Origin of the sequence: Xanthomonas sp. NCPPB 2922 (genome assembly GCF_041520885.1) — a bacterium.
Lineage (GTDB): Bacteria > Pseudomonadota > Gammaproteobacteria > Xanthomonadales > Xanthomonadaceae > Xanthomonas > Xanthomonas campestris.
Window position 1 is genome coordinate 1 of sequence record NZ_JBGOFY010000034.1, and the last position, 26,562, is coordinate 26,562.

The window sequence follows — 26,562 nt, forward strand, 5'->3', positions numbered from 1 at the left end:
CCCCGCAAATGCAGCTTGATATGCAACGCCTGCGCTTCAAAGAAGAGCTTTTAGAACATAACGGAATTACGCTGCCCCCAGGCACCACCGCCACACCGCAGATCTATTGGGACACTGGCAGCAATCCGCCAACCCGCGGGCTGTTGCAACATACAAAAGGATCGCACCAGCACATCAGCCCGACTCCCGACATCGATCCTCAACAGCCAGCACTCAACGTACCCGGCAAGACAGGGCAACCAGACAGTGAGTTGCTGGAGAAGATCCGTAGTGGCGTTCGCAGCCTTGACCAACAAGCGGGGAAATCGTGGGATGAGAATAGCGACCGGCTGAGCGCAAGTTTGATGCTGATGGCTGCAGAAAAGGGCTTTACAGCAAAAGACGATCTGAAATTTGCGTTCAATTCACCAACGGAAAAGATGGCGGGCGGCGAAATCCTGCACATGTGGCGAGAGGGCCACCAGTCCCCCGATCCGGCTGCACATCGAGCGCATATGACTACACAGGAAGCGCTTTCTGTTCCTGCGGATCAGCGTATGGCACAGGTGGAAGTAATCCAGCAAACAAAGGCGCAGGAAGCCATACAGGCTCAACAACAAGAGAATGTGCAGACACAATCAACACAAGCTCGGTCGATGTGAAAAACCATCGGTAGCTAGATGCCACACTTTGAAATGGAATCTACCAAGTAAATAGCTGCCAAATTATTTCTGAATTCCTGCTTGCTCACACTCTTGAGCCTCAGTCCGCTTTGCAATTCGGTAGTTGGCCTCATCTTTGGCCTGAAGATAAGCCGCGCTCACAAGACCCGCCTGTACGCAGATTTGCGAAGCGTCCCCCTGACGCTTCGCAATGTTGTATTGCTTAACAGAATCCTTAGCCACATGATCTTCAATCTTTTCGATATCTGAGGTGACCTGACTACCAACGTGGTCACCCGCAAACCACCAGATGGCTACACCTGCGAATAGTAAGCCGCCGAAAACTTGCCCGCCGGATAGATAGTTAGCTTCCTTATTTGGATGACCGCATTTTTGGCACGATGCAGCCTTGCGTGAGATTTGCGAACCACATGCTTTACATTTAATAAGTTCCATATGCTCCTTCCATATTTTCTAATCTCTAGCCCAGCTCAAGGTTAGTTACTGTGCAAACATCGGAAGGTCACACTAAGAAATGTTTAGCTAGTACAAATAACCTTGCCATTGATCAATCGAAACCTGCAGCAGCTCAACCGAATACGCGACGGATGTCTTTCCGGGAAATGATGTGAGGATTGTCCGTGTAAACCGGGAAATTGCAAAGGACGAAATGCCTGATGCTACCGGTGCCAAACTTCGCTTTGAGCAGGTGCTCTCTCTCTGCTTCCTTTATTAGTGCTCGTTCAAAATAGCGAACAAGTCTTCGGTTGTTCTTGACGAAAGCGCCTCGATTGGTCTGGATCTGATGGTAGTCTAGATAAGCGTTCTTGCACTGGAAGTTGTAGATCGTTCCATCTTTACTCATGACAACATCGAACTCCCTGCGCTCAAGCCGTTTTACTGGCAACTTGACGAAACCCAGCTCTTCAAACTCTTGACTGATGACCTTCTCGAAAATGAACCCAGTCCTGATCTGGAAGCGCCGAATTTTATTTAGATTAACATTCTTGATCTGATAGCAAAACCGTAGGAGCATAAAAAGGTTCGCTACCATCACCGGTCCAGACGCTAAAAATGCGCTGAATGATCCTGCAAATGGCTGGCCCTGGACTTCTTTATAAACCAAGGCGCTATACCAGGACGCCTGTTTGAAGGGGTGCAACGAGATCTCGAAATTTCGGTATGGGCACGGTCACAAAGTACTGGTCTTTGAGGTATGGCTCTAGTGATTCAACGAAGGTGATCAGATCACTGAAGCCAATTCCGGCAAGGTTGAACTCTTTGTATGCACTCAGCACCTGATCCAGCATTGCTCGTAATTCGCCGAACGATATCGGAACCGATGGATCGACCACATGGGTGGGAGCGTAGTGCTCATGGATGTCAGTGATTGAGAGACGCTCTGCTTCGAGGAAGTTAACATCGAGGTATCCGGTCTGACTCTGGTCAAGTAGGCCGTTCTCAATAGCTAGGCATGCGAACTTCGGATCAAGGTCGAAGTTCGCACGCTTTTCGTAGATGCTGGTCAATGGTATGAGTGATTTCTCGACGGATATTAAAATGCTATTGACAGCATCATCAGTACCGAGCCGTTTCCGTCCTTTGCAATGCTTCGAGATTGCGTACAACATTGTCATGAAGTGATAGCGCCGCGCCTTATGATAACGCGCAAGGTCAGCGATAGATTTGATTCCATTGAATAGTCCTTCGCGATCACTTTTATTGACCAGAATCAGCCCTCTAAGCCAGGAGGCTCGCATCGTCATGGTCATAGCCCTCTGGCAAACTGCGGGACGGAAGCGTGCATTCAAGCACTGAAACCACCAAGTACTAGTTGGATTAGTACGCAATGCCGGAAAATCGAGCGGTGACACAAGCAGTTCGTCCCAAGCCCCCTCACTTGCTAGCGAGCTCTCAATATTGATGAGCTCATCAGACTCTCTAATAAAAGAATGCCACCTTTTAAGGCAGTCCGGCCCGTCAAGATCACCGAGCCAGCCCACGAGGTCTTCTGTGAAAAGTGAAATTTGATCATCAAGTACATTCCGCAGGACATCACCGCCTACACGCTCTCCGTTTTTAAATTTCGCGATCATTATTCAGCTCGCTAGTTGGCTCCCCATTCTATGGCAGCGCAATTGCAGGGGAAGTGCTGAAATTGGCATTAGATCTGCGTCATCGAGAGCACTCGCTCAATTCTTTGAATTAATTAGTGCTACTCGATGACATCTTGCCTTGTACGTCAAAGTGGCCGTACTGACCGAAGCTACTTCAAGGAACCTTAAGGCACCCAAATCAAATTCATCAACTGCGGGTCCGCGGTGACCTTGACCAGCTTGCCGCTAGGGCCGAACTGCACCTGATATTCGGAAAAACTGTCACGCCAGTAGCGCCACAGCGAGGCGTCCAGATTGGGGTTCTCGCTGCTGATCGGGTAGCCGACCGCCATCAGCACCTGTTCGCGGGTCATGCCGCCGGTGAGCTTGCCTTCGGTGATGGCCTGGCGAATCTTGGGCGGGAAGGTGGCCAGCTTGAGCTTGGGGTCGGCGGTGACCACGTAGCGTGCGGCGAAGGCGGTGTTGTCCAGGTCGCGGCTGTAGTCGTTACCGATGGACTGCTTCTCGCCGGCGACCTTGATGTTGACGCGGTTGCGGCCAAAGCCGGTGACGCTGACCGGGGTGCCCACGGCAAGCACGCGCTTGCCGTCTTCGGCGTAGTTGCTGTCGCTGATCCAGCTGCCGTCGGTGCGCAGGTTGCAGCACAGGAAGCCATCGTACTTGGTGACGTCGGCGGCCGTGGCCAGGCCGGAGGCGGTGAGCAGGCTCAGGGCCAGCAGGGAAGAACGCAAACGCATCGTACAGACTCCTTTCTCGACGGCCGTGGCCGCGCGGCAATGATGGGGTGAGGCGCGCCGCCGTTTCCCCAACGGCGCGCCCGCATTGTCGCAGCCTCCGCCGGGTTGGCAAGCCGGGTGACGCAGGTCGCCGGGGGTTGTGTATGCTCGGGGGGTGGAGACGCTCTCACCCGCCGAGATTGCCGAGCAGATCGCCGAGTTGCGACGCGCACACCGCGCGTTGGACGAGGAGATCCAGCGCGTGCCTGCCAATGTGGACGACGAGCTGCAGATGAAGCGCCTGAAAAAGCGCAAGTTGCACCTCAAGGACTGCATCACCCGGCTGGAAATGGAGCTGGTGCCTGACGAGCCGGCGTGAGGTTGGTGCGTGCGGCCGCTTGGGTTTGCTTTGTGGTTGTTGGTATCGGCAGCGCGGGGATAGGCAGTTGGGTCACTAAGAGCGGCTAACAAAACGTAGCGAGCAGTCGTCAGGTGGGTGCGGACGGCGCGGAGGAACCGGAATGTACGTGGGTACATGAGGATTCCGAGCAACGGCCGCGCCCGCCTGACGGCTGCGCAGTCGTTTTGATAGCTGCTCTAAGTGATGCAGGCAGCGTTTGTCTGATGGCCACCGCGGGCTCTAGCTGAGGCTCGTCGCGTTGGTCGCTTGGGCCGTACCCTCACCCCAACCCCTCTCCCGGGGGAGAGGGGCTTTGTGTCCTTGTTTTTGGGGCTAAATGCGGCCTGCTGGCGAGTCGCGCCCTTGTCCTAGCCGGCGCGCAGCAGGATCTTGCCGCTGCGTCCGGGCTCGTCGCTGGCCGCGGCGGCCTTGGCAGCATCCTTTAAGTCGAACACCGCTTCCACCGGCAGCGCCAGGCTGCCATCGAGCGCGGCGGTGAGCAGTTCGCCGATCATGCGGCGCTTGTCCTCGGCCGTGGTGGCCTGCATCACCTTGCTGCCCCAGAAGCCGCGCACGGTGGCCTGCTTGAAGATCACATCGCCGCTGGAGATCTGCAGCGGCTCGCCGGTCATCGCGCCGAAGGAAATCAGTTCGCCGCCTTCGGCCAGCAAGGCCATCAGCTCACCTGCTGCAGTGCCGGCCACCGAATCGATGGCGCGCACGATGGGCGCACCGCCGGCCAGCGCGCGCACCTTGTCCTGCCAGCCTGCTTGCGCAGTGGAGATTGCGTTGCCGATGCCCAGCGCTTTCAGCTCGTCCACGCCGGCGTCGCGGCGCACCAGGTTGATCACGTTGATGCCGCGTGCGGCGGCGAGCATCGCCACCGTCTTGCCGACCGCACCGTTGGCGGTGTTCTGCACGATCCAGTCGCCTTTTTTCACCTGCAGGAATTCGATCAGCATCAGCGCGCTCAGCGGCATGGCGATCAACTGGCAACCGCGCTCGTCGTCCAGACCATCCGGCAACGGCACCACGCCGGAGGCGTCGGCAAGGAAGTACTCGGCCCAGGCCGCATGCACACCGGCGGCGACCACGCGCTGGCCAACCTGCAAGCCCTCGACGCCCTCACCCAGCGCATCGATCACACCCGCCGCTTCGCTGCCGCCGATGGCTGGCAGTTCCGGCTTGTAGCCGTAATTGCCGCGCACGGTCCACAGGTCATGGTTATGGATCGGCGCGCGCCGCATCGCAACGCGCACCTGCCCCTTGTCTGGCTGCGGCGTGGGGCGCTTGCCCAGTTCAAGCACCTTGGCCGGATCGCCGAATTGGGTATGGATGGCTGCGCGCATGGAGGTCTCCTGCCGGGCACGCTCTTGCTGCGACGCGCCCGATCGTTGTGAAAGGTGGCGCGATGCTATCGGCAGGGCTGCAAGGAAGGGATGAAGCGAACGGAACTGCTGCGTGAAATTGTTGGCATGCGCGCGTAGTGACGATGCTCTGCTGCAGCGCTGGAGGACTGCGCGCTGGCCGACCCTCATCCGCCCTTCGGGCACCTTCTCCCGGGGGAGAAGGGAAGCGCCTTGCGCGTCTGCGCCTACCTACACGTCCCTGCCATTGGCCCACCCTCACGTACTGCAGGAGACGATGGCGTTTGTACCGCTGTCTTACTCCGCCGGCGGCGACACCACATCCGGCTTTGCCGCTTCCGGGCTGACGCGCTCGATGGTGTGGCGCAACTCGCGGCCGAGGATGAACTTGGCGTCCTTGGCCCACGCGTCCAGGCGCTCGTCGAACATCAGCTTGCTGTTCTCGTCCGGCCACACCAGGCGCAGTTCGCGCAGTTTCTGGATGAAGCTGCGGAACAGGGTCTTGTCGAAGAACTCCGGCGCGGCCGGTGCGTACAGCAGGCTCAGACGTTGCGCGGCCTGCTGGCACAGGCTTTCCAGCTCGCCGGCACCGAGCACGCCGGGGCCGTTCTTCACCAGCACCGAAATGGCGATGTAATAGCGCTCAAACGCCTGCTGCAGCGAATGGCCGATCGCACGCAGGCGGAACACTTCGTCGGTCTGCCCGGTGTTGCGCGCCAGGATGCCGCCATCGTCATCGGTGACATTGAGCAGCAAGCCCTCGCGCACGAACATGTCGATGGTCTGCTCGATGCGTTCGGCGAAGCGGTCCTCGCTCCACGGCAGGAACAACTCGGCCTGCAGGAACGGGTACACCGTGCGGCCCAGCCGCAACAATCCGGCGCGGCTCATGCGGCGGTTGTTCTGGAAGCAGCACGCCACCCACGAGGAGGCGGTGAACAGGTGCAGCACGTTGTTGCGGAAGTAGCTCAGCAACACCGCGGTATCGCCACTGACGCTCAGCACATCGCCCAGCGGGTGCGAGACGCGGGTGAGCACGTTGATCTCTTCGGCGTGGGTGATGATGCGCGCCGGCGTGTGCGGAGTGACCGTGACACGGTCCGAATACGGCATTTCGGCCAGCAGCTTCTTGCACAGTTCGATCTGCGCGATCAAATCGGCTTCGCCCATCGCATGCTTGGGCGTGGACAGCAGCGCCAGCGCGAGCAGGTTGATTGGATTGACGTCGGCGGCGCAGTTGATGCGGGTCTGGATCTGCGTGGCCAACGTGTCCACCGCCGGTGCAAGCCAGGTCGGCTTTTCATCGTCGGGCAGTGGTTCGCCATTCCATTCCGGCGCGTGCTTGGCCAGCACGTCGTTGAGCGCGATCGGCTCGCCGAAGTTCACCACCACCTGGCCGTAGTTCTGCTTGAGCACCTTGGGGATGGACCAGAGCAGGCCCCAGATCGATTCCTTTTCCTTCGGGCGGCCGGTGAGTTCGTCGAGATAGCTGTTGCCTTCCATCAGCTTCTCGTAACCGATGTACACCGGCTGGAACAGCACTGGCTTGCGCGGCTGGCGCAGATACGCGCGCAACGTCATTGCGATCATGCCGCCCTTGGGCTGCAACAAGCGGCCGGTGCGCGAGCGCCCGCCTTCGACGAAGTATTCGATCGAATAACCGCCGGCCACCAGCTGTGCCACGTATTCGCTGAGCACCGCCGAATACAGCGCATTGCCACGGATGCTGCGGCGGATGAAGAACGCACCGCCCTTGCGCAGCAGCGTGCCCACCACCGGCAGATTGAGATTGATGCCCGCCACGATGTGCGGCGGCACGATGCCGCGCTCATACAACAGGTAGCTCAGCAGCAGGTAATCCATGTGGCTGCGGTGGCTGGGCACGTACACCACTTCATGCCCGGGCGCGGCCTGCTTGAGCTTGTCCAGGTGATGCACCAGCACGCCGGCATAGATGCGGTTCCACACGTGGGTGAGCAGGAAGCTGGCCGAGCGCACCACCGGGCTGGAATAGTCCGCAGCGATTTCCCAGGCATAGGCGTGCGCCTTGCGCCAGGCATCGACCGGCTTGGAGTTGTCGCGCTTGGCTTGGGTGGCGATGGCTTCGCGCACCGAATCGGCGGCCAGCACCTGGTCCACCAGCAGACGGCGGGTGGACAGATCCGGGCCGATCACCGCCTCGCGGATGCGCCGGAAATGCGTGCGCAACACGCGCTGCAACTTGCGCAGCGTGCGCTCGGGCGGCAGCCCTTCGGCCATGGTCTGGCGCAGCGAGATGGGCGGCGCGAAACGCACGATGGTGGTGCGGCCATTGAGCAGTACCGAGAGCAGGCGGCGGAAGCGGCCGACCAGCGCCCAGTTTTCCGAGAACAGCACCGCAAACCAGCCGCTCTGCTTGTCCGGCGCACGGCCGACGAAGATCGACACCGGCACCAGATGCACGTCCAGGTCGGCGCGCACGCGGTGCGCCTGCAGCAACTTGGCCAGCGAATCGGAATGCGTCTTGCCGCCGCGTTGTTCGGGAATCAGCGAATTGCTGCTGCTGCGCCGCGACAACGCCAGATAGGCGCGCTTGCGCTCCAGCGGGTCGCCCGGCAGCGGCACCAGCGGCGACGGCAGGCCGGCCTCGCGGCAGGCCTTGTCCAGGATCAGGGCATTAGAGAGGCCGTAATCCTCGAGCACATACACCACCGGCTTGCCGTCGTCGTAGCGCCCGGGTTGTTCGGGTTCGATGGTCAGGCTCAGCCACGGGTCGGCCAGCCGGCCGAGCAGGCGCGCCCACCACGGGCGTTTGGCCACGCGTGCCGGGGCGAGCACTGGCGCGGCGGGCGCCGGTGCGTCCAGCGCCACGGGCGCGGCAGGTGGCAGCGCAGCGGTCGTCGCGCCGGTCTCGGCGCCGGCAGGGCTGGGCGGGGCGGATTGGCCGTCCGGGAACGGCAGGGGATTCTGTTCTGGCATCGCCGTCATTATCGCCCACCCGGGCCTTTGCCGGTGCTGGCAGGCGGGGCGGGCGTGGCCGCCGGCGTGTCGGGCGCCGCCGCAGCAGCGGGTGGGGACGCCGCCGGCACTGCGCGCAACACGGCCTGCACCTCGTCCTGGGTCTGCTGCTGATACCAATGGCCCTCGCGCTTGATCAGGCTGACGCTGAGATCGATGTCGCGCGCGGCCAGCGGGTAGCGCAGGCGCACCTGGGCGCTGTCGCCCTGCTGCTTGACCAGGCCGGTGCGCAGCGCATCCAGGCTGCTGTCCAGCGACAGGTCGTAACGCTCCAACACCTTCTTGCAGGCCGCCCAGAACGGCCCGAGCCGGCGCAGGCTCTCTTCCATGCCCAGTTGCTGCAGGTCGGCATCGGACTGGATCCCGGTGGCACGCGCAGCGGCCACCAGCTCGGCGATGCTGGCCTTGGCGCGGGGGCGGTCGGCCAGCGGCGCAGTGGCGGCCCAGGCGCTCAGCGCATCGACCAGTTGCACGTAGTGGGCGCGCTGCTCGGGCTGGTAGTCGGTGCGGCTGCGCAGGTACTGCACGCCGAACTGGCCCAGCGACTGCGCGGCCTGGCGGATGCCCTGCGCCTGCCCGGCCAGTTGCTGGTCGAAGGCCTGCTGCAGGCGGCGTTCGGCATCCGGGGCCGACAGGTTGCCCAGCAAGCTGCCTACCTCGTTGGGCAGCGGCAGCTCGGTCAACGGCCAGCGGCTGGCACCACTGCGCCAGGCCGCTTCCAGTGCGGTGTATTGCGTGGGCGTTACCCGGATGCGCGCATAGGCGACCAGGTCGTTGCGGCGCAACGGCGTGGTCATGGCCTGCATCGCCGCCGCCGGTTCAGCATTGGCGCCTGGCAGCGCGGTGGCGTGGTCGCTGCGCTTGCAGCCGCCCATGCACAACAGCGCAAGCAGCAACCACCCGGCGGACTGGAACCGACCTGGGCGGACGGTGGATAGCGACATGCGCACGATGTTCCCCTGATCGATCGGCGCATCTTGCTGTCTGAATGCAGCCGCGGCAAGGCACCGGCCTTCCGTGCGGGCGCGTACGGTGCGCGGCGTGGTGACGCGCGGCGCGCTGCACGATGGCGCCGGATGTCAGGCGCTGACCGGTATTGTCTTCTCGGACAAAGTTGTCCATGCCCGCGCCCGGAGTCCTTGCCGGAGTAAGGATTCGCCCGATGCTGCAATGCATCATGTAAGCGCTTGCAGTTCCTGCTAGCGTGCGCGCCATCTCGCTCTGAGGTCGCCATCGGATGGGGCCGATGTCATTCATGCGCAAGTTCGCCACGAACGCTCTGCCCGTATGGACCGTCCGCCAGCCCCTGGCGCGCGTCGCCTGGCGCATGCTTTGGGGAAACACGCCATGAGCCGGCCACGTTCGGACAGCGGCAGCGTCACCATCAAGGATGTCGCGCGCGAGGCACAGGTGTCGGTGGCCACGGTGTCGCGCACCATGAACGGGCATCAGCATGTGGCCGAGTCGGTGCGCGAGCGCGTGCTGCAGGTGGCGCGCGCGCTGCACTACATCCCGCATCACGCCGCGCGCAGCCTGAGCAGCCGCCGCACCCACACCATCGGTGTGGTGTTGCCGGACCTGCACGGCGAATTCTTTTCCGAATTGATCCGCGGCATCGACCAGGTGGCGCGCGAGCAGGGCTATCACCTGCTGGTCTCCAGCTCGCACGGCGACCCGCAGGCGCAGCGCAAGGCGCTGGAACGCCTGCCCGGCCGCGTCGACGGCGTGGTGGTGATGTCGCCGTCGCTGGGCGATTCGGGCGTGCACGAGGACGCGCTACCCGGCGGGCTGCCGGCGGTGCTGCTCAATTGCGCCGGCACTGCCAGCCAGCGCCCGGTGCTCAACGTGGACAACTACGGCGGTGCGCGGGTGATGACCCGCCACCTGCGCGACAGCGGCCACCGCCGCATCGCCTTCATCGCCGGGCCGGACGACAACTTCGACGCGCACGAACGCCTGCGCGGCTACCGCGACGAACTGGCGCTGGATGCGCAGGCGCAGCCGTGGGTGCTGCCAGGCAACTTCGACGAAGAATCCGGCTACCGCGCCGGGCAGACGCTGGCGCAGCACGATCGCCCGGACGCAGTCTTCGCCGCCAACGACATGATGGCGCTGGGCTGCCTGTTCGCGCTGGGCCATGCCGGGTTGAAGGTGCCGCACGACATCGCACTGGCCGGTTTCGACGACGTGCCAATGGCCCGCTACGTGCTGCCGGCGCTGACCACCATGCGCGTGGACATCGCCGGCCTGGGCGCACGCGCGCTGCGGCTGTTGCTCGGCCAGCAGCTGGTGGACGCCCCGGCACCACCGGCCGATGCCGCACCGCCGGCGCTGTCGGAGATGGTCCCGGAGCTGATCGTGCGCGCATCCAGCGCGCCGCGGAGCGCATCCGGTGGCTGAGGTGCGTGCGCCGCGTCGCATCTTCACGCGATCTTTGCAGTTTCTTATGGTTTTTTAACTTACGCCGTTTGCTTGATTTGGTTGCCGCTGTTCTTGAAACAACGCATTACACGCGCCACGCCAGCGACTGCCGGTAGGCGCCTGACCCCTGGGAGGGGGACGCCATGAAGACCTACCGTACTGTCTCGACCTTGCCGGCGCGCAGCCTGCTGGGCTGCGCGCTCGCCGTATCGCTGCTGGCCACCACCCCGGCCATGGCGCAGTCCAGCAATGCCACGTTGCGTGGGCAGGTGTCGGCAGGCCAGGCCGGAACCACGGTCACCGCCACCAACGTCGCCAGCGGCGCAGTGCGGCGCGCGACCACCGGTGCCGATGGCAGCTACGCGCTGGTGGGTCTGCCGCCGGGCACCTACAAGGTCGACGCCGGCCCCGGCACCGAACAGACCGTCACATTGTCGGTGGCCTCATCGGTGAGCCTGGATCTAGGCGGCAGTGGCGGCAGCGCCGCGGCGCCCGCCGGCGATGCCACCACGCTGGATGCGGTGCAGGTCACCGCCACCACGCTGCAGGAGGTCAAGACCTCCGAGGTGGGCACCAACATCTCGTTGAAGCAGATCAACACCGTGCCGCAGCTGACGCGCAACTTCCTGGAATTTGCCGACACCGTGCCGGGCATGCAGTTCGAGACCGATGCCAACGGCAACAGCCGTATCCGCGGCGGCGCGCAGGCCAGCTCGGCGGTCAACGTCTATATCGACGGCGTGGGCCAGAAGAGCTATCTGTTTGGCGGTGTGTCCGGTCAGCAGCAGAGCGCCGGCAACCCGTTCCCGCAGCTGGCCATCGGCGAATACAAGGTCATTACCTCCAACTACAAGGCCGAGTTCGACCAGGTGGGGTCGGCGGCGATCGTGGCGTCCACCAAGTCCGGTGGCAACGAATTCCACGGCGAGATCTTCGGGCGCACCACCAACACCGATTTCCGCGCGCGCCAGGCCGACGAACGTGCCGGTGCGCCCAATGCCGATGGCAACAAGCGCCAGACCCACCAGGACGAGTACGGCATGGCCTTCAGCGGGCCGATCGTCAAGGACAAGGCGCACTTCTTCCTCAGCTACGAGGGCAAGGGCTTCGAGGTCTCGGCCAATCCGGTGTCGGTGCCGGACAACTTCAGCAGCCTGCGCGATGACTTGCCGGCCGGCGTGCAGAGCCGTTTGGGTTCGGTCACCCGTCCGTTCAACGAAGACCTGTACTTCGGCAAGATCGACTGGGACATCGGCGCCAACGATCGCCTGGAGCTCACCGCCAAGTACCGCGACGAAGAAAGCCGCGACAGCGTGGGCGATCGCAACACCGCCATCGCCGCCAAGATCAACCTCAACACCGAAGAACGCTACGACCTGCGCTGGCAGCATTTCGGCGAGAACTACGTCAACGAAGCACGCGTGTCGTACGAAGACGTGCTGTTCAACCCGACGGCCTACACCATCGGCAGCCAGAGCGTGTATACCCGCGCCATTGCCGAAGACGACGTGCTGATCAACGACGACGCCACCAGCGGCCTGGCGATCCAGCGCAAGGGACAAAAAGGCCCGAGCTTCCAGAACGACCTCACCCTCAACAACATCGAGTGGCACGGCAACCACGTGATCAAGATGGGTGTGAAGTACAAGGAAGTGGAGCTGACCCAGAGCGAAAACTCCGCGGCCAACCCGTCGTTCTACTACGCCGTCAACGATGGCCAGGGCACGCAGCCGATCCCGTACCAGGTGCGCTTCAATCTGCCGTTTGCCGGCGCCACGCCGTCGGTGACCACCACCAGCAAGCAGCTGGGCCTGTACCTGCAGGACGATTGGGACGTCAACGACAAGTTGCAGTTGAACATCGGCGTGCGCTGGGACGGCGAAAAGATTCCGTCCTACCTGGACAACGTGACCCCGCCGGAAGTGATCGCCGCATTGAACGGCCCAGGCACCGACCCTGCCGTCAGCGCCACCTATGCCGAACAACTGGCCAAGGGTGGAGTGAACATCAACGACTACATCAGCAACGGCCGTAACCGCAAACAGGACAACAACAACTTCGCGCCGCGCCTGGGCTTTTCCTACGACTTCCGTGGTGACGAATCGCTGGTGCTGTTCGGTGGTGCCGGGCGCAGCTACGACCGCAACCTGTTCGACATCATGGGCCTGGAACAGGTCAAGTCGGCGCTGTCGCAATACACCATCCGCTTTGTCGAATCCTCCGGCTGCACACCGGCGGCCGGCACCTGCACCAACTTCAATCCGGCCTTTCTCAGCAACCCGGACAGCCTGGGCGGGCTGGTCGATGCGCGCGTGCGCAACGGCGAGATCGACCTGCTCAACAACGATCTGAAGACGCCGTATTCGGACCAGTATTCGATCGGCCTGCGCACCCGCGTGGGCGACTGGAGCAACTCGGCCACCGTGTCCTACATCCACAGCAAGGACGGTTTGATCCTCACGTTGGGTAATCGCTATCCCAATGGCGATTTCTTCCAGGCCGGTGCACAGCCGTGGACCCAGCCGCCGCCGGGATTCGGCAACCTGATCATCGGCAACAACGGTGTGGAGACCAAGACCGCGCAGTTGCTGCTGTCCACTGACAAGGCCTACACCAAGGAAAGCGGCTGGGGCCTGACAGCGGCCTATACGTTCTCGCGCGCACGCGGCAACCGCGGCAATGACGATCAATACGGCTTCGATGCCGCCACGATCGCCAACTACCCGTTCCTGGATCTGAATTCGGTGCCGCGCCACCGCCTGGTGGTCACCGGCATCTACGACTTGTTCTGGGGCATCAGTGCCTCGGCCAAGTTGACGCTGGCCACGGTGCCGCCGCGCAACGAGGCGGTGTCGTACGACCTCTACGGCGGCCCGCCATCGGACAACATCCGCATCGTGTCGGTGGACGCACCCGGCGGCAAGTTCCTGGCCGGCGGCGACATCTTCGGCACCCGCCAGCTGGACCTGTCGTTGTCCAAGGACATGCACATCACCGATACGGTGACGGTGCAGGTGCGCGGCGATCTGATCAATGCGCTGAACTTCCGCAACTACGATCAGTACAGCATCGATTGGGGAAACAACGGTGTGTACAACCCACGCGCGAGCATCAACCAGTACGGCGCGATGACCACCCCGCCCCGCACCTTGTTCATGAGCGCCCGCATCATCTGGTAACTGTTTGAGCAGCCGTTCGACCACGCTGTCGAACGGCTGCTGCTATCGCTACCGGAGTTCCGCTTTTTATTCCCGTGCATGGTCACCGCTTCGTTCCGGACTGGTAACGGTTACTGGTCCATCGCTGTCGGTGCACCGACGCGCTCGCTGTGCAGCACGCCTCGATTCCGGCGCTGCGTGCGCAGCCCGTTTTGAAGTGTTTTTGCCGTCTTTTGTTTGCAATGCCTGTTGTTTGTTGCTGTTGCCGCTGTTCCCGTGTCACTCACATCAAAGTACCAACCTCGACGCGCCAGTCACTCCACTGGTTCGCGCTTTACCCCTGGGAGGGGGAAAGTCATGAAGACTCACCGCACCGTCTCCACCGTGCCGGCGCGCAGCCTGTTGTGCTGCGCCCTGGCCGCCTCGTTGTTTGCCACCACCCCGGCCATGGCCCAGTCCAGCAACGCCACGTTGCGCGGCCAGGTCGCCTCCGCGCAGAGCGGCAGCGAAGTCGTCGTCACCAATGTCGCCACCGGCTCGGTGCGACGCGCGCCGGTCAATGCGAACGGCAACTACACCATCGTCGGTTTGCAGCCGGGCACCTACAAGGTGGAATCCAACGGCATCAGCCGCACGGTGACCTTGTCGGTGGCCTCCAGTGCCACCGTCGATCTGGGTAACGAGACGGCGGCCGCGCCGGCCGGCGATGCGACCACACTGGACACGGTGACGGTCAGCGCGCCGATGATTCGTGACGTCAAGACCTCGGAAGTGGGTAATACGGTTTCGCTGCGGCAGATTCAGCAGTTGCCGCAGGCCACGCGCAACTTCCTGGAGTTCGCCGACACTGTGCCGGGCATGGTGTTCACCATCGACCAGGACGGCAACACCAAGTTGCGCGGCGGTGCTTCCAACGCCAGTTCCAGCAATTTGTATATCGACGGTGTGAGCCAGAAAAGCTACGTCTCCGGTGGCGGTATTGCCGGCCAGGACGAGACCCAGGGCAATCCGTTCCCGCAGCTCGCCATCGGCGAGTACAAGGTGATCACGTCGAACTACAAGGCCGAGTACGGCCAGATCAGTGGTGCGGCGATCACCGCAGCCACCAAGTCCGGCACCAATGAGTTCCATGGCGAGGCGTTCTATCGCTTTACCAATCAGGATCTACGTGAGAGGCGCCCGGACGAAGAAGACGCCAAGGTCGATTCACAGACCAAGGAATACGGCTTTGCCATCGGCGGCCCGTTGATCCAGGACCGGATGCATTTCTTCTTTGCCTACGAAGGCAAGGACAACGTGGCGCCCAAGAGCGTGCAGCCGAGTGCCGAGGCCTCGCCGTTCATTGGCCTGCTGCCGTCCAATCTTCGCGATCAGTACGGCGCGTCCAACATGCCGTTCACCGAAGACCTGTACTTCGGCAAGATCGACTTCGAGCCGACCGATAACGATCGCATCGAACTGGCAACGCAGTACCGTGACGAAACCCAGGTCAGTAATGTCGGCGGCCAGAACGCGCCGGACCGCGCGGTGGACAAGATCAACAAGGACAAGCGCACCAGCCTGCGCTGGCAGCACAGTGCCGACAGCTGGTTCAACGAAGCCATCCTCACCACCGAGGATTCGCGCAATGTGCCGACGCCGCGCGGTGTCGGCAACGGCTCGATCTACACCTACATTGATCGCACGCAGGCCGATCCGCGTCAGTGGGTATTCCTCAATACCGGTGCTGCCAGTGGCGAAGACTTCAAGCTGCGTAGCCAGAAGGGCTGGTCGTTCCAGAACGACCTGACCTTCAATGCGCTGGAGTGGCATGGCGAGCACACCATCAAGACCGGCGTGACCTATCGCGACATCAAGCTGACCTCGCGCGAGTCCAGTTCGCTCAACCCGCAGTTCAGCTATGAAGTCGGCCAGAACGGTGTTGCGCCGGTTCCCTTCCAGGTGCGCTATATCCGTGCATTCGACAATCTCGGTCAGGTGCCGGTGGTCGAGTCGCCGTCCAAGCAGTACGGCATCTACCTGCAGGACGACTGGGCGGTGAACGACAAGCTGATGCTCAACATCGGCGTGCGTTACGACTATGAAGACACCCCGGCTTACACCGACTTCGTGACCTCGCAGCCGTTCATCAACGCGCTGTATTCGGACGACCCCGACAACCCGGGTCAGCCGTGGGCCAACCGCCTGCTGCCCAGCGGCATCAACGTGGCCGATTACATCAGCACCGGCAACAACCGCAAGAACTTCAAGGACGCCTGGGCACCACGCTTCGGCTTCTCCTATGACTTCTTCGGCGATGAGAGCGCGGTGCTGCATGGCGGCGCCGGTCGCTCTTACGATCGCAACCTGTTCGAGCAGCTCGCACTGGAATCGGTCAAGGCTGCGCTGTCGCCGGTGGTGGTGTACTTCAGCGATGCTGCCAGCGGACAGGGCTGCTTCCGCGACGACCGTGCGTGCACGGCATGGAATCCGGCGTATTTCACCGGTATTGATCAGCTCAATACGATCGATGGCACCAGTGACAGCTCCGAGCTTTTCATGTTCAAGAACAAGCTCAAGACTCCGTACAGCGATCAGTACAGCATCGGTATCAGCAACCAGGTCGGCGACTGGTTGACCGACGTAACCTTCCAGCGCGTGCTGGCCTATGACGGTCTGGTGATGAGCCTGGTCAACCGCTACCCGAATGGTGCGTACTTCGACGCCACCGGCAGCGTGCCCTGGGGCGAGCCGGTGCCGGGCTACCGCAATACGATCCTGGGCTACAACGGCCTGGAGCAGCGCAGCAGCCAGGTGTTGCTGTCGGCCGAAAAGCCCTACACCAAGGAATCGGGTTGGGGCTTGAACCTGTCCTACACCCATACCAGCGCGCGCCAGAACCGCACGATCGACGAGCCATTTGCTTTCGACAAGGCGACCATTCGCGACTACCCGTTCGTGAAGTCGGATGCCGTGTCGGCGCATCGTTTCGTTGCGTCCGGCTCGATCGATGGCCCGTGGGGCGTCACCTTCGGTGCCAAGCTGGTGCTGGCCACGCCAGAACCGATCAACACGATCGCCTGCTATGGCTTTACCGATCCGGATGGCGGCACCTGCCAGGCCGTGGGCGTGACCCCGCCGGGCAATGGCAAGTTCCTGCTGGGTGGCAAGATCTGGGGATATCGCACCGTCGATCTGCAGGCGAACAAGGAGTTCACCGTCGTGGGCGACTTCAAGCTCAACGCACGTATCAACGTGCTGAATGCCTTCAACTTCAAAAACTTCACCCAATACCAGTACAACAGCTTCGGTAGCGACGGACGCTTGCAGCCTGATATCACCGTGGTCGACAACGGCGAGATCAGCTATGTGCCGCGCAGTGTCGTCCTGGAAGTGGGTGCAAAGTTCTGATGCAGTGCACATCCATGTGCACGCTGTCGGCGTGTGCATGATCCGAACGGGGCCGCTTGGCCCCGTTTGCCTATCCGCGGTTTCCTCTTTCGTGCAGGATCGAACGCATCATGATCCCCGCTCCACTGCGCAACATCGTCATCGTCGGCGGCGGAACCGCCGGCTGGATGGCGGCCGCCGCGTTTGCCCGCGTGCTTGGCCCCAGCTTCAATGTGCAGCTGATCGAATCCGAGCAGCTCGGCACCATTGGCGTCGGCGAAGCCACCGTGCCGCACATCAAGGCGTTCAATAATCTGCTCGGCATCGATGAAGCCGAGTTCGTGCGCCAGACCCAGGGCAGCTTCAAGCTCGGCATCGAGTTCGTCGACTGGCAACGGCCAGGCACCTCGTATATCCACGGCTTCGGCACCCAGATCGGCCATCCGCTCGGGCTGCTGCCGTTTCATCAGTACTGGATCAAGCAACAGCTGCGCGGCAAGGCGCAGCCACTGGGCGCCTACACGCTCAATACCGTTGCCGCCACACGCGGCAAGTTCATGACCTCCGCCGGCGATGTGCCAGCCAATTCGCCGCTGGCCAACATCGCCTACGCGTATCACTTCGATGCCAGCCAGTACGCGCGCTTTCTGCGCGGCTACGCCGAGCAGCGCGGGGTCACGCGTCTTGAGGGCTTGATCGAACAGGTGCAGCTGGATGCGCACACCGGCCACGTGCAATCGGTGCAACTGGCCTCCGGGCAGGTGGTCAGTGGCGACTTGTTTATCGACTGCTCCGGCTTCCGCGGCCTGTTGATCGAAGAGGCGCTGCACACCGGCTATCACGACTTCACCCATTGGCTGCCGTGTGACCGCGCATTGGCCGTGCCCTGCGAAAAAGTCGGCCCGCCCACACCCTATACGCGCTCCACCGCGCGCGCCGCCGGCTGGCAATGGCGCATTCCGTTGCAGCACCGCACCGGCAATGGCTACGTGTATTCGAGCGCACACATCAGCGACGACGAAGCCGCCGCCACGCTGCTGGCCAATCTGGATGGCACACCGCTGGCCGACCCGCGCCCGCTGCGCTTCACCACCGGGCGACGCAAGCAGTTCTGGAACCGCAACGTCGTGGCGTTGGGGTTGGCCAGCGGCTTTCTGGAGCCGCTGGAATCGACCAGCATCCATCTGATCCAGTCCGGCATTTCCAAGCTGCTGGAGCTGTTCCCACGCGAGAGCATCAGCCCGGTGCTGGTGCAGCGCTACAACGACCGGCTGGCCTTCGAGTTCGACCGCATCCGCGATTTCCTGGTGCTGCACTACCACGCCACCGAACGCGACGACAGCGCGTTCTGGCGCCACTGCCGCACGCAGCCGATCACCCCGGAACTGCAGACCACGCTGGACCTGTTCCGCGACAGCGGGCGCTTCTACCGCAATGCCGAAGAGATGTTTGCCGAAATCAGCTGGGTGCAGGTGATGGTGGGCCAGGGCATCCTGCCGCAGGGCTATCACCCGCTGGTGGACCAGGTGCCGGACACCGACGCCGAAGGCTTCCTGGCCAGCGTGGCGCAGACCATCAGCCATTGCGTGGACGTCATGCCGACCCACCAGCAGTTCATCGACCGCTATTGCCGCGCTGATCCAATGCGGTGAGTGCGCGGTGGCAAACCTGGCCCAGACAAGGCCAGCGTTGCCGCCGCGAGGGGGTTCACGCTGCGCCCGCCGCGGCGTGGAGCAAGGTAATGGGGATCACCGCGTGGTGCGGCCAACCGGCATGGGGCGGCTGGGCGTTGCCGCCCAGCGGCGCGCGGTGACGGGCGGTGGGCGGTGGGCGGTGGGTCAGTGCGTGCCTTCCGGGTTGCGATGCCGTTACGCGCGCCGCCGATGTCCACGATACGGCGTGGTGCACCCACAGCAGCTCCGGTCCGTGCAGGCTTGAGACCATCCCGAAGCTGCACCGCATCAGGCATGGCTGGCCGCCAGCGAGCAGCGCGGCGCGGACGCGTCCCAGGCGCGATGACTTGGGCGTCAGTTCCCACGTAGCTTCGCTTGATGGCTGGCGGCCGCCCGGCCACCGGTCAAAAAAAAGGATCGGGCACAAGGCCCGATCCCTTCAAAAACCGGGACAAGCCCGGTGGACAATGCGTGGCACAACTTCCGACTGACATCGGACGCCGGCATCGTACGTCGACTTTAACGTTAAAGCAACACTTTAAAGATGGACGCCTAACTAGTTGATTTTGCTCGGCATCGAATGTGCCGCGCGGCAGCCTCAATCCCGATGCTGCACCACGGCCGCGCGGATTTCGGCCTGGATGGCGGCGGCGGCGGCGGCGGGGTCGTTGGCCAGGCGGATCGGGCGGCCGACCACGATGGCATCGGCGCCATCGGCGAAGGCCTGCGCCACGCCCACGGTGCGCTGCTGGTCGTCGCCGACCGGGCCGCCGGGGCGGATACCGGGGCAGACGATGGAAAACGCCGGGCCGGTAGCGCGGCGGATCATGCCTGCTTCCTGGCCGGAGGCGATGACGCCGTCGATGCCGGCGGCCTGGGCGGCCAGCGCGCGCTCCACCACCACGTCGACCGGCTCGCGGTCGATGCCCATCGCGGCCAGGTCCGGCCGGCCCATCGAGGTCAGCACGGTCACTGCCAGCAGGCGCATGTCGCCCTGGTTGGCCGCAGCGGCGGCTTCGAGCATGCCGGCGTGCCAGCCGTGCACGGTGCAATAGCTCACCGGCCATTGCGCCAGGCGGCGAATGGTGCCGGCGACGGTGGCGGGAATGTCGAAGAACTTCAGGTCGACGAACACGCGCTTGTTGCGCTTGGCCAGCGCATCGAGCACGTGGAAGTACTCGCCCGACGCCAGCAATTCCATGCCGATCTTGTAGAACGCCACCGACTCGCCCAAACGGTCCACCCAGGCGATGGCCTCGTCATGGCCGGGCACATCCAGCGCAAAGATCAGCCGCTCGTGCGCGGCCAGCGGTAACGGGGGACGGTTCATCGTGCGAGCTCCAGTGCGGCGCGCTTGGCGTCGTGGCGGGTCTGCCAGGGTTGCGAATAATCGTTGTTGAACTGGGCCGGCTCCCAGCCACCGTAGCTGGGGTTGGGCAGCATCCACCAGCGCTCGCCGAACCAGTCGTGGTACTGCTGCAACAGCGCGCCGCGGGCAGTGCCGGTATTGGCGGTGACCTGCACGAAGTCGCCGAGCTGGTCGCCGAACTGCATCAGCACGCGGTACTTCTCGCCAGCCAGGCGGCGGCAATTCTTCTCGCTGCCATTCTGCTCGCAGCCGGGCACCACCGTGCCCAGGCCCAGGAAGACGCTGTCATCGGCCACCGGCAGCCCGGCGCTGCGCAGGTTGGCCAGGGTGGCGTCCTTGAGGTGCACGGCGCGGTTGGAGATGTAGATCAGGGTGATGCCGCGGGCGTTGGCCGCCTTGGCGAAATCGACCACGCCCGGGATCGGCTTGGCCTTCTTTTCGGCCACCCACTGGTCCCAGCTCAGTTCGTCGTATTCCTTGCCATCGCGCACCAGGCGCGCCTGGTACGGCGAGTTGTCCAGCACGGTCTCGTCCACATCCAGCACCATCGCCGGCTTCAGTCCGGTGGCGGCATTGCCGCGTTCTTCGGGCACCAGCGCGTCCCAGTTGGACTGCTTGAGCGCAGCGTCGAGGGTCTCGGCTGCGGAGCGGTAGGTTTGCTCGGCCACGGCGCGGTATTCCTCCGAACGCTGCATCCACAGCACCGCATTGAGGTTGTCATCGCCGGCGGGCGCGCCGGCTGTTGCCGCCGGCTTGGCCGCAGCAGCGCTGGCGGCGGCATTGGCAGACACGGCAGCGGCTTGCGCGCGCTGCGCCGTCTCTTCATGAGTGGGCTTGCAGGCCGACAGCGCCAGCACGGCGCAGGCAAGCAGGGACATCGGTGCGTGAAGCGAGGGGCGCATGGCATCCACCAGGACAGGAACGGCAATGAAGCGCGCAATTTTAGCCGGTTCGCGTGGTGGCGCCCTGCTCCGCGGCTGCAGCGTGCGCGCCGCCCCTCATGTCTGGTGGGTCTTGCGGCGTGCACGCGGCGAGGCGGTTTCTCGCTTTCAACCACGGTGCGCCTGGTTGGCATGCGGCCCGCAGCGTGCGCAAGCCTTCTGCCGTCTCCTGCCATCCATCTGCACGTAGACGCTGCGGGCCGCACGGACAGCGGCGGCTGACGCAACCACGACGCACCGTACAGCCATGCAAGGCGGCAGCGTCGCGGCGAACGATGCGCAAAACGCCGGCACGGGATCGGCATATCCTTGCGGGCTGATCGCCCAGGAGTCGCCGCATGACAGAGACATTGCCCACGCCCGTTCTCGATACCGCCCAGGCCCGCGTGCTCGGCTGCCTGATCGAGAAGGAAGCGACCACACCGGACGCCTACCCGCTCACCGTCAACGCCGCCCAGGTGGCCGCCAACCAGAAGACCGCGCGCGAGCCGGTGCTCACCCTGCAGACTGGCGTGGTGCATCACGCGCTGCGCCAGCTGGAAACCCTGGGCCTGGTGCGCCAGCAGTTTTCCTCGCGGGCCGAGCGCTACGAACACAGGCTGGGCAGCGCACTGGACCTGACCCGGCAACAGGTCGCGGTCATCGGCCTGCTGCTGTTGCGTGGCCCGCAGACGCTGGGCGAACTGTTTGCGCGCAGCGAGCGGCTGGCCCGCTTCAACGACAGCGACGATGTGCGCCATCACCTGGAACGGCTGATCCAGCGGGGCCTGGCCGTGCAGCTGCCGCGCGCCAGTGGCCAGCGCGAAGACCGCTACGCGCATCTGCTCAGCGGCGAGCTGGACCTTGAGGCGCTGCAGGCCGCCGCCGCACGTGCGGCGCCGAGCGCCCGCAGCGGCGCCGACAGCAGCGAGCTGGAAGCCCGCGTGCTCAGCCTGGAAACCACCGTGGCCGAGCTGCAGGACGCGCTGAGCGCGCTACAGGCACGCCTGGATGCGGCTGGCGCCTGAGGAGAGTGCAGGTCGCGCGTGGCCGGTTTTGTGGCGGCCTCGGAGCGAGACGCCGCTTAGCCGGCGACAGATCGGCTGAAGTGCAGCCCTGGCCGTTTGCAGACCCGCCTGCCACCTAAGGGTAACTGGCGGCTTTGGGCACATGCGCACCAGCCCGCAGCAGGGCAGCCAAACTGCTTGCCGCACTCCAGCCGGCACGCGCGATGGAGTACCAGCGGGGCGCTATGGCAGCGCCGTCACAAACCGCTACCCGCGGAACACGCCCTCAGGTCGGCGTATCCACCTCGTCCCAGGCTGCATCTTCGAAATGCAGCAGCCAGTTGAGCGCGTAGTGCCGCTCGTAGACCACGCCGGGCACGACGCCGGCCGGCACCGGCTGCTTGGACTGCCCGGCCTGGCGCACTGCCCAGTGCAGGCGCAGGTGCCGGTCCAGCGCATCCAGCAGCTCCGGCAGCGGGCGCAACGCCAGCGCCGGCGGCGTGTGCGCCTCGGCGTGCTCCAGCGCGCGCCGGGCCACGCCAGGCACATCGCACAGATCGGTTGGCAGCGGCAGCGTGTCGGTCATGCCCGCCGCCCATTGCAGCGTCGCCAGGCTTTCGTAGCGCCAGCCGAAGTTGGCCAGCTGCTGCGGATCCGGCTGCGCCTGCTCGAAAAATTCCAGTTCCTGCGGTGACAGCGCGGCCGCCAGGCCCGGCAGCCGCGCGCCCATTTCGGCAAGCGACGGCGGTGGATCGCCTGCGGCCAGGATCTCTGCACGCAGCGCCACCGCAAACAGCGCGCGCATGCGCTCGGCCACGGCTGTGGCATCGCGCACCCGGGCTTCGGCCTCGCCGGGCACCGGTGGCAGGCTGGGCGGCACGCGGATCCCCAGCACGGCCAACTGATCCTGCTGCCGCGCGCGGCGCTCCAGCGCGTCCGGCGGATACGGCACCTGCGCATCGTCATCGAGCGGCGGCTCGCCCTGGCTCAGCAGCACGTGCCCGTGCGGGTCGCGCACGCTGCCATCGGCCAGGAAGCACACCGCGTTGGCCTGCTCGGCCCACGTGGCCAACGCACCGAAGGCAGCATCGTCCACCTCGAAGGTGAACTGCTGGCGCACCCGCTGCACGTGGCGCATCAGGTGATAGCGCGCCTGCGTCATCTGGCCATCGCCGGCCTGGCTCACATAGCCGACAAACCCGTGCAGATGGTTGGTCAACTCCGGGTCGGTGTGGTCGCGGTGCTGCACCGCAGCCTGCGGCAGAAAATCCGGCCACACGGGATCGCGCAGCGTGGAATAGGCATTGACCAACAACGGCATGACGCGTCCTTTTGGCGGCAAGACAGGCCGGCAGCGTGCCGCAGGCCAGCTCAGCTGTCCACGCCAGGGCCAAGATCGATCACGTAATAGAGCACTTCCTCGGTGCCCGGACTCAGCACCCGCAGCCCCTGCCGCTGCAGCCCGAGTTGTTCCAGCGCACGAATCGAATCGCTGTTGTCGGGCGACACGATCGCGCACAGCTGCGGCAGCCGCAGCACATCGCGCGCATACCTCAGCACGGCATGCCCGGCCTCGCGCACATAGCCCTTGCCGCGATAATCCGGCAACAGCGCAAAGCCGATATGCGGCACCGGCAAGGTGTCGCGGCACAACAACCCCAGGGTGCCTGCGAAGGCGCCTTCGTCACGCGTTTCAACCGCCCAGTGCGCGAACCCGTGGCGCTCCTGATGCGCCTGCGCCCACTCGCGCAGGTGCGCGCGCGCCTGCTCGCGGGTCCGCACACCACGATCGTTGATGCCGGCGATGAAAGCGGGGTCGTTGACCAACGCCAGCATCGCGTCGGCGTCGCGTTCGGCATCAAGCGTCCGCAAGCGCAGGCGCGGGGTTTCGATCACCACGGTCACGGTGTGCTCCGGCATCAGGAACACCCAGCCTGCCGTGCAGATGCCTCAGTGGCAAGCCTGTGCGGGCGCAGCGTCGTGGGGTGGCAGGCGTTTGCTTGCAAGGCAAAACCGCCTGGCGATAAGCATCAACAAATGCCACACGACAATTGCTGCACACCTCGGTCCACTCGTTGCAGTTGGCACGCATAGCACCGCGATCGCGTGCTATGCGCACGACCGAGAGTGCCTGCATCGTTGCCATGGTTGAGAAGGCGTCCGCCGCAGCACGCATGCGACCAGATGCTGCGGGATTCCAGACGCGTGCAGCACGCGCAAACACGGCGCATCAGCTCGCTGCTTGAAACCCCCGGGACTCATCGTGCAAGCGATGCGCATCGGCGCCGATCAGCGCCCTACCGCCTCTCACACGCACGTGTTGTCAGCGTGCGTTAGTCGAACAACGCCTGGATCGCCGCCAGCCCCGCGTTGGCGCGTTCCTTCTTGCGTTCGGCATCGGCCACCGGGTCGGCGCCGTCGCGTTGCAGTTCGGCCGCCGGAATCTCGTCGAAGAAGCGGCTCGGCTTCAGTCGCACATGCTCGCCGAACTTGCGCGTCAACTTGCTGTAGCTCATCCACAACTGCTGCTTGGCGCGGGTAATGCCCACGTACAACAAGCGCCGCTCTTCCTGCAGGTTGCCTTCTTCCAGGCTGACCTCGTGCGGCAGCACGCCGTCCTCGCAGCCAACGATGAACACGTAGCGGAATTCCAGGCCCTTGGACGCATGCATGGTCATCATGCGCACCTGGTTGCCGCCGTCGTCCTTGTCGTTACGCGACAGCAGCGCCAACTGCGCCGCCAGATCGCTGGCGCTGGCGCCACGCGGGCCGCCTTCGAACCATTCGGCCAGCTCATCGAGGTTGCGCTTGCGGCGCTGGAACCCGGCTTCGTCCTTGGACTGATTGCGCAGGTCGTTGAGCAGGCCGGACTTGTCGGCCAAGGTGCGCACCAATTCGCCGGCCGGCAGCGTGGCCGAATGCTCGCGCATATCGCGCAGGATGTCGGTAAATGCGCTCAGGCCGTTGGCCGCACGCGGCGGCAAGTGCTGCAGCGCGCCCATCGATTCGGCCGCGCGCGACATCGGCACCGACTTGGCACTGGCCAGTTCGGCCAATCGCGCCAGCGAGGTCGCACCGACTTCGCGCTTGGGCGACTGCACCGCACGCAAGAACGCGGCGTCGTCTTCGGGATTGACGATCAGCCGCAACCACGACAACACGTCCTTGACCTCCTGCCGCTCCAAAAACGCGGTGCCGCCGGTGAGGTGGTACGGCACACGCAGCAACTGCAGCGCCTTTTCCAGTGGCCGCGACTGGAAGTTGCCACGGAACAGGATGCAGAAATCACTCCACGGCACCTGCTTGGCCGTGCCCAGGAACGAAATCTCGGCGGCCACTTTTTCCGCTTCGTGCTCGCTGTCGCGGCACTCCCACACGCGAATGCGCTCACCGTCGGCCTGGTCGCTCCACAGGGTCTTCAAGTGCTCGTGCGGGTTGTGCGCGATCAAGGCATTGGCCGCACGCAGCACGCGGTTGGAGCAACGGTAGTTCTGCTCCAGCTTGATGATTTCCAGCGCCGGGTAGTCGCGCCCCATCTGCTGCAGGTTTTCCGGGTTGGCGCCACGCCAGGCGTAGATGCTCTGGTCGTCGTCGCCCACGCAGGTAAAGTTGCCGCGCGGCCCGGCCAGCATCTTCAGCAGCCGGTACTGCGCATCGTTGGTGTCCTGGCACTCGTCGACCAGCAGGTAGCCGATGCGTTCGCGCCAGCCCATCACGATCTCTTCGTTGGCCTCCAGGATCTGCACCGGCAGGCGGATCAGGTCATCGAAGTCCACCGCGTTGAAGGTGGTCAGCCGCGCCTGGTAGCGCTCATACAGGCTGGCCGCTTCCTTCTCGCGGTTGCTGCGCGCCGCAGCCATCGCCTGCTCGGGCGACATGCCGGCGTTCTTGGCCCGCGAAATCAGGCTCTTGGCGTCTTCGATCGCATCGGGCTTGGCCCCATGCATCAGGTCCTTGATCTGCGCGGCCGCATCGTCGGAATCGAAGATCGAAAACCCGCGCTTCAACCCGGCCGCGGCATGCTCGATCTGCAGGAACTTCAACCCCAGCGCGTGGAAGGTACAGATGGTCAGCCCGTCGGCCCCGTCGCCACGGATACGCTTGGCCACACGCTCGCGCATTTCCTTGGCCGACTTGTTGGTAAAGGTGATCGCGGCGATGCGCTTGGCCGGATAACGGCCGATGGCGATCAAATGCGCGATCTTCTCCACGATCACGCGCGTCTTGCCGCTGCCGGCACCGGCCAGCACCAACAGGGGACCTTCGCAGTGCAGGACGGCAGCGCTTTGCGGGGGATTGAGACCGTGCATAGGGACTTCCAACAGAGCGGGCCATTGTACCGGCGCGGCTGCGGGCGGTCCGCCGCGGCCGGTTCATGCAGCTACACCGGCGCCGCGCACCTGACCC

The 26,562-nt window shown here is 63.9% G+C and carries 19 protein-coding genes and 1 other RNA gene; 7 read left to right on the forward strand and 13 right to left on the reverse strand.

The window, feature by feature from the left end; all coding sequences use genetic code 11:
* Positions 1-641: XVIPCD domain-containing protein (locus ACD584_RS20995; protein ID WP_372357330.1), on the forward strand; the 641-nt coding region annotated here is incomplete at its 5' end.
* A 63-nt stretch (positions 642-704) separates the two neighbouring features.
* Here ACD584_RS20995 and ACD584_RS21000 read toward each other — a convergent pair.
* The 4 genes from ACD584_RS21000 to ACD584_RS21015 all read right to left on the reverse strand — a co-directional run bounded on the left by ACD584_RS21000 (position 705) and on the right by ACD584_RS21015 (position 3,495).
* Positions 705-1,097, reverse strand: a complete 393-nt coding sequence (locus ACD584_RS21000; RefSeq protein ID WP_139328346.1) for a hypothetical protein — start codon at positions 1,095-1,097, stop codon at positions 705-707.
* A gap of 133 nt (positions 1,098-1,230) precedes the next feature.
* Positions 1,231-1,803 (reverse strand): hypothetical protein, encoded by a 573-nt coding sequence (locus ACD584_RS21005; RefSeq protein WP_147309022.1) that lies wholly within the window; start codon positions 1,801-1,803, stop codon positions 1,231-1,233.
* A complete protein-coding gene (locus tag ACD584_RS21010) occupies positions 1,772-2,737 on the reverse strand; it encodes a hypothetical protein (RefSeq protein ID WP_139328344.1) in 966 nt (321 codons plus the stop codon). The genes ACD584_RS21005 and ACD584_RS21010 overlap by 32 nt, the downstream gene beginning before the upstream one ends.
* Before the next feature lie 185 nt (positions 2,738-2,922).
* Positions 2,923-3,495, reverse strand: coding sequence for a hypothetical protein (locus ACD584_RS21015; RefSeq protein ID WP_076035867.1), 573 nt, complete (start codon positions 3,493-3,495; stop codon positions 2,923-2,925).
* A gap of 154 nt (positions 3,496-3,649) precedes the next feature.
* On the opposite strand from ACD584_RS21015, the gene ACD584_RS21020 reads away from it, so the two are divergent.
* Positions 3,650-3,853: a YdcH family protein gene (locus ACD584_RS21020; protein WP_014509561.1), complete on the forward strand. Its 204-nt coding sequence runs from the start codon at positions 3,650-3,652 to the stop codon at positions 3,851-3,853.
* Between the two features lie 83 nt (positions 3,854-3,936).
* On the opposite strand, the gene ACD584_RS21025 is transcribed toward ACD584_RS21020, so the two are convergent.
* The 4 genes from ACD584_RS21025 to ACD584_RS21040 form a co-directional block, all read right to left on the reverse strand.
* A non-coding RNA gene (locus tag ACD584_RS21025) (sX9 sRNA) lies at positions 3,937-4,011 on the reverse strand.
* A gap of 231 nt (positions 4,012-4,242) precedes the next feature.
* Positions 4,243-5,223: a zinc-binding dehydrogenase gene (locus ACD584_RS21030; RefSeq protein ID WP_175611488.1), complete on the reverse strand. Its 981-nt coding sequence runs from the start codon at positions 5,221-5,223 to the stop codon at positions 4,243-4,245.
* A 315-nt stretch (positions 5,224-5,538) separates the two neighbouring features.
* Positions 5,539-8,208: a glycerol-3-phosphate 1-O-acyltransferase PlsB gene (plsB, locus tag ACD584_RS21035; protein ID WP_076035865.1), complete on the reverse strand. Its 2,670-nt coding sequence runs from the start codon at positions 8,206-8,208 to the stop codon at positions 5,539-5,541.
* A complete protein-coding gene (locus ACD584_RS21040; protein ID WP_175611487.1) occupies positions 8,208-9,182 on the reverse strand; it encodes a hypothetical protein in 975 nt (324 codons plus the stop codon). Before ACD584_RS21040 ends, plsB begins: the two co-directional genes overlap by 1 nt.
* Before the next feature lie 403 nt (positions 9,183-9,585).
* On the opposite strand from ACD584_RS21040, the gene ACD584_RS21045 reads away from it, so the two are divergent.
* The 4 genes from ACD584_RS21045 (at position 9,586) to ACD584_RS21060 (ending at position 18,838) form a co-directional block, all read left to right on the forward strand.
* Positions 9,586-10,638, forward strand: a complete 1,053-nt coding sequence (locus ACD584_RS21045) for a LacI family DNA-binding transcriptional regulator (protein ID WP_076035863.1) — start codon at positions 9,586-9,588, stop codon at positions 10,636-10,638.
* 164 nt (positions 10,639-10,802) lie between these two features.
* The gene (locus ACD584_RS21050) at positions 10,803-13,838 is read left to right on the forward strand and encodes a TonB-dependent receptor domain-containing protein (RefSeq protein WP_076035862.1); all 3,036 of its coding nucleotides are present in this window, start codon (positions 10,803-10,805) and stop codon (positions 13,836-13,838) included.
* Positions 13,839-14,174: 336 nt separating this feature from the next.
* Positions 14,175-17,207 carry a TonB-dependent receptor domain-containing protein gene (locus ACD584_RS21055; protein ID WP_076035861.1) on the forward strand — a complete coding sequence of 1,011 codons (3,033 nt, stop codon included), beginning with the start codon at positions 14,175-14,177 and terminating at the stop codon, positions 17,205-17,207.
* A 110-nt stretch (positions 17,208-17,317) separates the two neighbouring features.
* Positions 17,318-18,838, forward strand: a complete 1,521-nt coding sequence (locus ACD584_RS21060; protein WP_076035860.1) for a tryptophan halogenase family protein — start codon at positions 17,318-17,320, stop codon at positions 18,836-18,838.
* Positions 18,839-19,457: 619 nt separating this feature from the next.
* Here ACD584_RS21060 and pyrF read toward each other — a convergent pair.
* A complete protein-coding gene (pyrF, locus tag ACD584_RS21065; RefSeq protein WP_076035859.1) occupies positions 19,458-20,189 on the reverse strand; it encodes an orotidine-5'-phosphate decarboxylase in 732 nt (243 codons plus the stop codon).
* On the reverse strand, positions 20,186-21,139 hold the full coding sequence (locus ACD584_RS21070; RefSeq protein ID WP_076035858.1) for a 5'-nucleotidase, lipoprotein e(P4) family: 954 nt from the start codon (positions 21,137-21,139) through the stop codon (positions 20,186-20,188). The genes pyrF and ACD584_RS21070 overlap by 4 nt, the downstream gene beginning before the upstream one ends.
* A 368-nt stretch (positions 21,140-21,507) precedes the next feature.
* Here ACD584_RS21070 and ACD584_RS21075 point away from each other — a divergent pair, with 368 nt between their 5' ends.
* Positions 21,508-22,176, forward strand: coding sequence for a YceH family protein (locus ACD584_RS21075; protein WP_040942125.1), 669 nt, complete (start codon positions 21,508-21,510; stop codon positions 22,174-22,176).
* A 265-nt stretch (positions 22,177-22,441) separates the two neighbouring features.
* Here the strand turns inward: ACD584_RS21075 and ACD584_RS21080 are convergent, their stop codons facing one another.
* The 3 genes from ACD584_RS21080 to ACD584_RS21090 form a co-directional block, all read right to left on the reverse strand.
* On the reverse strand, positions 22,442-23,476 hold the full coding sequence (locus tag ACD584_RS21080; protein ID WP_040942126.1) for a DUF4272 domain-containing protein: 1,035 nt from the start codon (positions 23,474-23,476) through the stop codon (positions 22,442-22,444).
* A 50-nt stretch (positions 23,477-23,526) separates the two neighbouring features.
* Positions 23,527-24,075 (reverse strand): GNAT family N-acetyltransferase, encoded by a 549-nt coding sequence (locus ACD584_RS21085; RefSeq protein WP_175611486.1) that lies wholly within the window; start codon positions 24,073-24,075, stop codon positions 23,527-23,529.
* Positions 24,076-24,488: 413 nt separating this feature from the next.
* Positions 24,489-26,465 carry a UvrD-helicase domain-containing protein gene (locus ACD584_RS21090; RefSeq protein ID WP_076035855.1) on the reverse strand — a complete coding sequence of 659 codons (1,977 nt, stop codon included), beginning with the start codon at positions 26,463-26,465 and terminating at the stop codon, positions 24,489-24,491.
* Positions 26,466-26,562: the final 97 nt, after the last annotated feature.

Coding starts and splice junctions, on each gene's coding strand:
- ACD584_RS21000 (WP_139328346.1), bottom strand. CDS start 1,097: ATGGAACTTATTAAATGTAAAGCATGTGGTTCGCAAATCTCACGCAAG.
- ACD584_RS21010 (WP_139328344.1), bottom strand. CDS start 2,737: ATGATCGCGAAATTTAAAAACGGAGAGCGTGTAGGCGGTGATGTCCTG.
- ACD584_RS21015 (WP_076035867.1), bottom strand. CDS start 3,495: ATGCGTTTGCGTTCTTCCCTGCTGGCCCTGAGCCTGCTCACCGCCTCC.
- ACD584_RS21030 (WP_175611488.1), bottom strand. CDS start 5,223: ATGCGCGCAGCCATCCATACCCAATTCGGCGATCCGGCCAAGGTGCTT.
- plsB (WP_076035865.1), bottom strand. CDS start 8,208: ATGACGGCGATGCCAGAACAGAATCCCCTGCCGTTCCCGGACGGCCAA.
- ACD584_RS21040 (WP_175611487.1), bottom strand. CDS start 9,182: ATGTCGCTATCCACCGTCCGCCCAGGTCGGTTCCAGTCCGCCGGGTGG.
- ACD584_RS21045 (WP_076035863.1), top strand. CDS start 9,586: ATGAGCCGGCCACGTTCGGACAGCGGCAGCGTCACCATCAAGGATGTC.
- ACD584_RS21050 (WP_076035862.1), top strand. CDS start 10,803: ATGAAGACCTACCGTACTGTCTCGACCTTGCCGGCGCGCAGCCTGCTG.
- ACD584_RS21055 (WP_076035861.1), top strand. CDS start 14,175: ATGAAGACTCACCGCACCGTCTCCACCGTGCCGGCGCGCAGCCTGTTG.
- ACD584_RS21060 (WP_076035860.1), top strand. CDS start 17,318: ATGATCCCCGCTCCACTGCGCAACATCGTCATCGTCGGCGGCGGAACC.
- pyrF (WP_076035859.1), bottom strand. CDS start 20,189: ATGAACCGTCCCCCGTTACCGCTGGCCGCGCACGAGCGGCTGATCTTT.
- ACD584_RS21075 (WP_040942125.1), top strand. CDS start 21,508: ATGACAGAGACATTGCCCACGCCCGTTCTCGATACCGCCCAGGCCCGC.
- ACD584_RS21080 (WP_040942126.1), bottom strand. CDS start 23,476: ATGCCGTTGTTGGTCAATGCCTATTCCACGCTGCGCGATCCCGTGTGG.
- ACD584_RS21085 (WP_175611486.1), bottom strand. CDS start 24,075: ATGCCGGAGCACACCGTGACCGTGGTGATCGAAACCCCGCGCCTGCGC.
- ACD584_RS21090 (WP_076035855.1), bottom strand. CDS start 26,465: ATGCACGGTCTCAATCCCCCGCAAAGCGCTGCCGTCCTGCACTGCGAA.